Below are 7527 nucleotides of genomic sequence, written 5' to 3'. Positions count from 1 at the left end.
AAAAAAGGCGTTGATGAAATTTACTTCATCAACACCATTTATTATAGAACCGAAATATCCGACTAACGGCCGCCTTATGAAGGCAAGTCCGTTAAGCGGATATTTTCTCAAGTGCTTGTTTTCAGTCTGTTATCAATTTACTCTTCCACGTAAGCCGTGCGGAAGTACATCGCTGCACCTACAGGTTGGATCTGCACATCCTTCAAGGACGGATCGATTAGGTTGGCGTTGGCGCCTTGATAGATTGGCGCATTTACGGCGTTCTCGGCTATCAGTGTTTCTTCTGCCGCCAACAGAGTTTCCCAACGGCTTTCCGGATCGTTGGCATACGTGCTTCTGGTGTCGTCCAGCAAAGCATCGTAGCCTTCATCCGCAAAGCGGGAACTGTTCAGGCCGCTTGTGGATTCATACATCTCCAGAAAAGCGATTGGATCGGCATAACTCGGCGTATACGTTCCGTAGGCGATGTCATAGTCACCGTTCGTGGTCGATTCCATCCGGCTCTTCAGCGGCACATTGCGGATCGTGATCGTCAAGCCCGGCAGGTTCTCTTGCCATTGCGATTGCAGGAATTCGGCAGTTGTTTTGGATGTTTCCGTATCTGAAGTCAGCAATTCGAGCGACAGCGTTTCGATACCCAATTCTTCCTTTGCGGTTTCCCACTCGGCTTGTGCCGTTTCCAGATTGTAGGCGGCCAAATCGCCGCTCTCCTCGCGGAAATCTTCATCCGTTTCCGGATTGAAGGCATAGTTGGAAGGAACAAAACCATTTGAAGGCACGGAACCATCATTCAAAACGGTATCCACATAAGCTTCCTTGTCGAACGAATAGGACAAAGCTTTCCGCAGATGAACATTGGCTGTGCTCGTGCGGCCTTGGTTGAACCAGGCATAGCCGGACAGAGCTTTCGGCTCCGTCACCAAAGCGTCGGACCCTGCATACTGCTCGATGTAAGGATTGCTGATCTGCGTCAACTGAACTGATCCGGATTCGAACAGGTTGATGTTCGTGGCGATTTCCTTGCTGACTTCCCAGTTGATCTGATCTAAATGCACGTTTTCCGCATCCCAATAAGCTTCGTTCGGAACCATCGACCAGTTCAGATCCGTGCCTTCCCAACCTTCAACGACGAAAGGTCCGTTGTACACAGTATTTTCACTGTTCGTTCCATAGGCACTGCCTAACTCGCTCGCCACTTGGTGGTTCTGCGGCAGATAGGAAGACGTTCCCAAAAGATCCTTGAAATAAGCAGTCGGATTTCCTAAAGTGAATTTCACGGTCTTCTCGTCGATCGCTTCGACACCCAGTTCCGCTTTGTCCAACTCCCCATTGTTGATCGCTTCCGCATTCTTCAATGGGTACAGTTTATTGATGTTTGGGGAAGCCGTCGCCGGATCCACAATTTTTTGGTAGGTATAGACAAAATCTTCCGCGGTCACCGGATCACCGTTCGACCAGTTTGCATCTTCCCTGATTTTAAAGGTATACTCCAGTCCGTCTTCGCTGACGACAGGCTCTTCGGCGGCGATACCCAGTTCAAACGCGCCATCGTCACCGACGCGGTAAAGACCTTCATTTGCGTTCTCGAGCACCACTAAGCTGGAGTTATCGGCCGAAACGGCGTTGTCCAAGGAAGCCAACTCCCCCGTATTCGTGATCGTAATGACTTGCTCGGCTGCGGCGGGTGTTGATGAAGCAGCTGTGCCTTCGCTGCTTTCTGTATTTGCGGCATCACCAGTCGAACAGCCCGCCAACACCAAACTGATCGCTAGCGTTGTAGTGATGACCCATTTATCTTTCAACATACTGTTCCTCCTGACGTTTTTTCATATTTATTCATCCTATATTGGAAGTCATTCCGTTTATAGTGCGTATGAGTATCTTACCACCGCGGATTGCTTTCGTATAATTCCGATTTCCGAACACCTGTGACAGGCAGAACCGATACATCCTGCAAAACAAAAAGCCCGTCCCCCGTTGTGAACGGCAGGACGAGCGATGCAGGGGATTGTTTCGGGTTCACACCCGGGCCAGAATCCGCTGCAGGAACCCTCTGGTGCGGGCTTCTTTCGGATTGCCGAAAATATCCTCCGGCGTGCCTTCTTCCACGATGACGCCCTGATCCATGAAGATGACCCGGTTGGCCACTTCCTTGGCGAAGGTCATTTCATGCGTGACGACGACCATGGTGGTGCCTTCCTCCGCCAGTTTGCGGATGACCTGCAGCACTTCGCCGACAAGTTCCGGATCCAAAGCCGAAGTGGGTTCGTCGAACAGGATGACGTCCGGATTCACCGCCAAAGCGCGGGCGATGCCCACCCGCTGCTGTTGGCCTCCTGACAATTGCGAAGGGTAGTAAGCCAAGCGATCGCTCAGGCCGACTTTTTCCAAGGCGCGGATGGCAGTTTCGACGGCTTCCTTCTTCGGAACTTTCCTTCCGATGATCAGGCCCTCGGTGACATTGTCCAGCACCGTCTTGTTGTCGAACAGGCCATAATTTTGGAAAACGAATGCCGATTTTTTCCTTACTGCGTTGATGTCCTTCTTGCTTGCTTTCGAAAATTCGGTCTGGATTTCGTCAAAATGCAATGAGCCTTCGTCGGCGCGCTCCAGGAAGTTGATGCAGCGCAGCAAGGTCGTCTTGCCCGAACCGCTTGGGCCCAGGATCACGACGATATCGCCTTTTTCGACTTCGATGTCCACGCCTTTCAGTACTTCCAAGTCGCCGAATTTCTTATGAATATTCTTCAATGCCAGCATGGTATCGCTCCTTTCTCACGTCTTCAAAATACTCCGGTTGCTTATCCTGTTCTGATTTTGCCGTAATTTTACGTCCGCGCTTGTAGAGGGACAAACGCTGCTCCACCAGTTGGAAAAACACCTGCACGAGCGAGCAGAGGACGATGTACACAATGAAAATCACAAGGTATGACTCCAGATAGTTGTAGCCGAATGCCGCTTCCGTCTTGGCGATGGCCGTGATATCCTGCACCGACATCAGAAAAGCCAACGAGGTCGATTTCAGCAGATTGACGGTGCTGTTGCACAAGTTCGGCGTTGCCGCCACCAACGCTTGCGGAATCACGATGCGACTGTATGCCTGGACCGGCAGCAGCCCAATCGAAAGGGCCGCCTCAAGCTGGCGTTTGTCGACCGTTTCGAGGGCCGAACGGAAAACCTCCGACAGGATCGCGATTGTATTCAAAGTAAAGACGATATAAGCGTAATAGATCGGATCGATGCCGAAAACGTCGTAATCCAGTCCCCACCTTTTCACGAGAACGTTCAGCAGACTCGGGATCAGGCTGTACATCACCAGAATCTGGACGATCAAGGGCGTCCCTCTGATGAATGACACATAAACTTGGGAAACCCGGGCCAGCACCTTGACGTTCCGCTGTCTCGCCACCGCGATCAGGAAAGCAAACGGCAGTGCGATGAGCAAGGGGATAAAGGTCAAGCGCAGCGTTGTCGGGATGCCCTTCAACACAAGGATCAGAAGTTCCTGTATATAAGGTAAATCAATGGTCATGCGTCTCGCCCCTCTCTCCTATGCCGCACGCAGCGGTTGTTTTCCTGCCGATAATTTGTCTTCCGCCCACTTGAATGCCTTCTCGATTGCCAGCGTCAGCAGCCAATAGATGCCTGCCAACGCGATGTAGGTCTCGATCGAATAACCGCCGAGATTGCGCCCGATGATCAGCTGGCCTTTGCCCATGATGTCGACGATGCCGATGGTATAGGCCAAAGCCCCCTCCTTCATCAGCAGGATGAACGAATTGCCGAGGTTCGGCAACGCACTCACCAGAGCCTGGGGCAAAATAATCCTTCTGAACGCTTGCGCTTCGCTGAGGCCGATACTGAGGGCAGCCTCACGCTGAACTTTAGCGACTGCCGAGTAAGCCGAACGCATGATTTCCGAACAAGGCGCCGAGAACAGGATCGACAGGGCGATGACGACAAAGTAGAGGCGATTCCAGCTGTTGATGTCGATGTCGAAGACGCCCAACAGCACCTCCGGCAAGCCGTAGAAGACCAAGAACATCATGACGATCGAAGGCGTGCAGCGGATGATCCAGATGTAGCCATGGACGATTGCCCGCAGCCATTTTGGACCGCTGATCCTTGCCCAAGTCGCCAGAAAGCCCAACAGCCCCCCGATCACGATCGTACCGATCAAAAATTGCAGCGTTACGCCCAGACCGGATAGAATTTCTGGCACAGCCTTCCAAATATAAGTGATGTCAAATGGACGATTCATCATTTAGCCTCCTTTTGTCTGTCGAATGTCCCGTCAATGCCTGAGGAGACGGTCCTAACCCAGCCCTGCAAGGCTGTGGTCAGGTCCTTCTACGTCGGCACTTTTATGCTTATTCTTTCACGTATTGGAATGTATTTTCGCCAAGGAACTCGATCATCAAATCATCGATGGTACCGTCCTCTTCCAATTGCAGGAAGGCTTCATCATACGCATCAGCCAGCTCCTGCTGCTCTTTGTTGAACAACGGCCAAGTCGGCAGTGCCTCATAGACGAAGTAGGAGAAGTCATCCTTGTATTGGCTGTATGGCGCACCTTCCGCCAACACGTTCACTTCATAAGCGGTCTTGACAGCGAAGAAGCCGTCGTAGCGTCCTTCCAATAACCAAGTGTAAGCATCAGCAATCTCAAATGTATCTGCTGCAGTCAGTTCGATCGGTGTATCCGGATGTTCCGCATTGAAGTCCTCGATCACGTTGTACTGTGCATTATTAGGAGAAATCGGAACCAAGCTCTTGCCCGCAGCCGCAAACGACTCCAAGTCCGTGATTTCTTCGGCATCTTCCGAACGGATCAGCACGCCGATGCTGCTGGCACCGATATAATTTTCAGGGAAGATGAACTTTTGCGCGCGTTCCTCTGTATACCAAGCGCCTTTTGTTCCGACATCGTACTTGCCGGATTCGATCCCGATCAGTAGGTCTTCGTCGGAAGTCGGCACATATTCGAATTCATACTGCGGCAACAACTCGTCGATAGCCTTCAAAACGCTGACTTCATAGCCGGTGGACTCGCCGTTCTCGTCCACATAATTCATCGGTGCTGAACTTTGCGTGTGCGCTACAGTCACTGTGGTCACTTCCACTGCCTCAGCTGCAGAGCTGCTCGTTGCCTCACTCGTTGTTTCCGCGTCCGTCTGACCGCAGCCGGCCAAAAATGCTGCTCCCAATAAACTTACTGTCGTCAATAATCTTCTTCTCTTCATATTCTACTCCTCCTGTGTTATCAATTATTTTAATGGTTCGTTGCGTTTATGGTTGTCCCGCTCACTTTTTGGGCGGCAGCGTTGATGCGTTGATAAAAGTCCGGGTTGGCTTCCAATGAAATCGCGCAGCCCGGTGCAAATACGATACCCGTATCGCCCGTTTCGGCTAGGACATCCGCCAAGCGATCGACCAGCAAGTCCTCGACTTCCTGCGCATTATCAGAAAACGTCAGATCGGTTTTCGGCGAGATGCCGCCGATCAGCAGCTTGTCCGTCAATGCCCGCAGTTTCCGGAAACTCAAGCGGGTCGGATCTTCAGCGTGATCGCTTCCGTCTTCCCAGTTGATTGCCTGGACATCGTAATCAATGAAACGTTCCACAGCCAGATCGACATGCCCATGTGCATGCAGGATGTTGAACCAGGTGCGGTCGTTGATGTAAGCCAAAAGGTCATCCGTATAAGGCTTGGCGAAAGCTGCATAATCCGCTTCGGAAATATCTCCGCGTTGGCTGTACTGCTCGGCGATGAAGAAACCGTCCACGCCGGCAGCAATCAATTCGTCCACAAATACTTTATTTGAGGAATGCAGCACATCGAGTGCTGCCTTCAATTCCTCACTGTGGTTCTCAAGGAAATCTGCAATCGGACTTTCTTCCGGTCCGTCGACGATATGCGCGATTGAATCGTTACCTGGCGCAAATTGCTTCACCCATGACAAAGGCGAGAACACGGTGCCGACGACCACTTTTTCACCTGGATAATGATCCACGATTTTCTTGGCAAAAGCGGCCTCGCGCTGGAGAACAGGGTTATCGGCTTGCAACGGCTTCAACCGCGTCAAATCTTCCGCGCTCCGGATCGGATACTCCAGGATTTTGCCTGCCCATTCCTTCGCATCCTTCGAGAATTCGATAGGCGTTCCGTAGGCTTCAGCGAAGAATTGCCCTTGCGACATCAGCTTGATCAAATCCCAATCGTTCTCATCGGTGAACGCGATTGTCGCTGCGGCAAATGCCTCGACGTCCCGATCGACCAATGGCATGTGACGCCAACCGGAGATGGCCGGTCTGTCCAAAGGTTGCTTTGCGAGAGCTGCTTCTATTCGTTTTCTTCCATTAAATTTTTCTGTCATAGTGTGCGTCCTCCTGTTCGATTGGTGTCCAAGTCTGCGTTTCCTGTGACCGGTAAGCGGCGGCAAGAATGCGCAATGCGTTTATCCCCTGTTCTGCTGTCACAAACGGGGTGGTATCCTGTTCGATGCTTTCGACAAATTTGTCGACGATCGGTGTCAATGGTTCTGCATATAAGCCGTCCTGCGATGGATCATCCAAGTAGGTCTTTTCCCCGTTCTTCCGGTAGAGTGCAACCGGATGTCCGTCCGCATAAGTAATGGCAGTGGCCTTTTCTCCGTAGATGACGGTCTGCCTTTCGTTCGAGTAATCGAACCAGTGGCTCAGCAAGGTCCCCTGGATGCCGGAACGATGTTGGAGCTGCAGTACCGCATAATCCTCATAAGGAACCGGGCTTCCGTCCTCCAACTGCTTGCCTTGCGTCATGGTGTGGGCCAATACTGCGGTGACGGGATCTTCACTGAACAAGTAGTTCAGCAAGTCGATGCGGTGGACGCCCACTTGCGCCAAAGCCCCGTTCGTATGGCCGATGCGGTCGTAGAAATCAGGGAATGCCGTACCCCAACCGTCATTTTCCTGGCCTTGGTTGGCCAAGGTCGTCCGGTAAGCATGGACCTTTCCGAGCGTCCCTTTCGCCAGTAATTTTTTCAGCAGCTGATGCGCGGGATAAAGCCGTTGGTTATGGATGATCATCAGCTTTTTGCCCGTTTTTTCGGCTGCCTGCTGCATTCGTTCTGCCTCAGCCACCGAATCCGCCATCGGCTTTTCGCAAAGCACATGCTTGCCGGCTTCCAAGGCAGCGATGGTGATGGGGCTGTGCGACTGTTCGTTCGTTGCGACGATGACGGCATCGACTGTTCCGTCTTCCCAGATCTCTTCAAGAGTCCGATAGACTTTTCCGCCGTACTTCTTTTGGAAAGCTTCTGCTTTGGCAATCGTTCGGTTATAGAATCCAATCAGATCGACTTTTTCGTTTTTGTGGCTTAGAGGGGCGTGCCTCTGTTTCGAAACATCCCCGCAACCGATAATGACAATCCCGATCATGGGACCCCTCCTTTCTTTGCCTTCCGGTTCTTCGGAAGGCGGCTGTTTTAGTTATGTGCTTGATTCTATCACGGCTGCTCTTTTAAAAATAATACCGATTGTCTATCAG

General features: G+C 51.8%; 6 protein-coding genes and 1 pseudogene. All 7 read right to left on the bottom strand.

Features of this window, described 5'->3' with window-relative positions:
• Positions 1-137: 137 nt before the first annotated feature.
• The 7 genes and pseudogenes from C7R73_RS08945 to C7R73_RS08915 all read right to left on the bottom strand — a co-directional run bounded on the left by C7R73_RS08945 (position 138) and on the right by C7R73_RS08915 (position 7418).
• Positions 138-1805, bottom strand: coding sequence for a peptide ABC transporter substrate-binding protein (locus C7R73_RS08945; RefSeq protein WP_106450175.1), 1668 nt, complete (start codon positions 1803-1805; stop codon positions 138-140).
• Between the two features lie 214 nt (positions 1806-2019).
• Positions 2020-2760 carry an amino acid ABC transporter ATP-binding protein gene (locus tag C7R73_RS08940; protein ID WP_106450174.1) on the bottom strand — a complete coding sequence of 247 codons (741 nt, stop codon included), beginning with the start codon at positions 2758-2760 and terminating at the stop codon, positions 2020-2022.
• An 88-nt stretch (positions 2761-2848) separates the two neighbouring features.
• A pseudogene (locus tag C7R73_RS08935) lies at positions 2849-3526 on the bottom strand (amino acid ABC transporter permease); the annotation flags it as partial.
• A 24-nt stretch (positions 3527-3550) separates the two neighbouring features.
• Positions 3551-4261: an amino acid ABC transporter permease gene (locus C7R73_RS08930; RefSeq protein WP_239992607.1), complete on the bottom strand. Its 711-nt coding sequence runs from the start codon at positions 4259-4261 to the stop codon at positions 3551-3553.
• A 109-nt stretch (positions 4262-4370) separates the two neighbouring features.
• Entirely contained in the window at positions 4371-5243 is an 873-nt protein-coding gene (locus tag C7R73_RS08925) for a transporter substrate-binding domain-containing protein (RefSeq protein WP_106450171.1), read from the bottom strand.
• A 29-nt stretch (positions 5244-5272) separates the two neighbouring features.
• Positions 5273-6376, bottom strand: coding sequence for a uroporphyrinogen decarboxylase family protein (locus tag C7R73_RS08920; RefSeq protein WP_106450170.1), 1104 nt, complete (start codon positions 6374-6376; stop codon positions 5273-5275).
• Positions 6360-7418, bottom strand: a complete 1059-nt coding sequence (locus tag C7R73_RS08915) for a Gfo/Idh/MocA family protein (protein WP_106450169.1) — start codon at positions 7416-7418, stop codon at positions 6360-6362. Before C7R73_RS08915 ends, C7R73_RS08920 begins: the two co-directional genes overlap by 17 nt.
• Between the last annotated feature and the right edge of the window lie 109 nt (positions 7419-7527).

The sequence above is a fragment of the Trichococcus alkaliphilus genome (genome assembly GCF_003008695.1).
GTDB classification, from domain to species: Bacteria; Bacillota; Bacilli; order Lactobacillales; family Aerococcaceae; genus Trichococcus; species Trichococcus alkaliphilus.
Note: the sequence above shows the minus strand (reverse complement) of the source record. Positions and strands in the feature narration are given on the sequence as shown.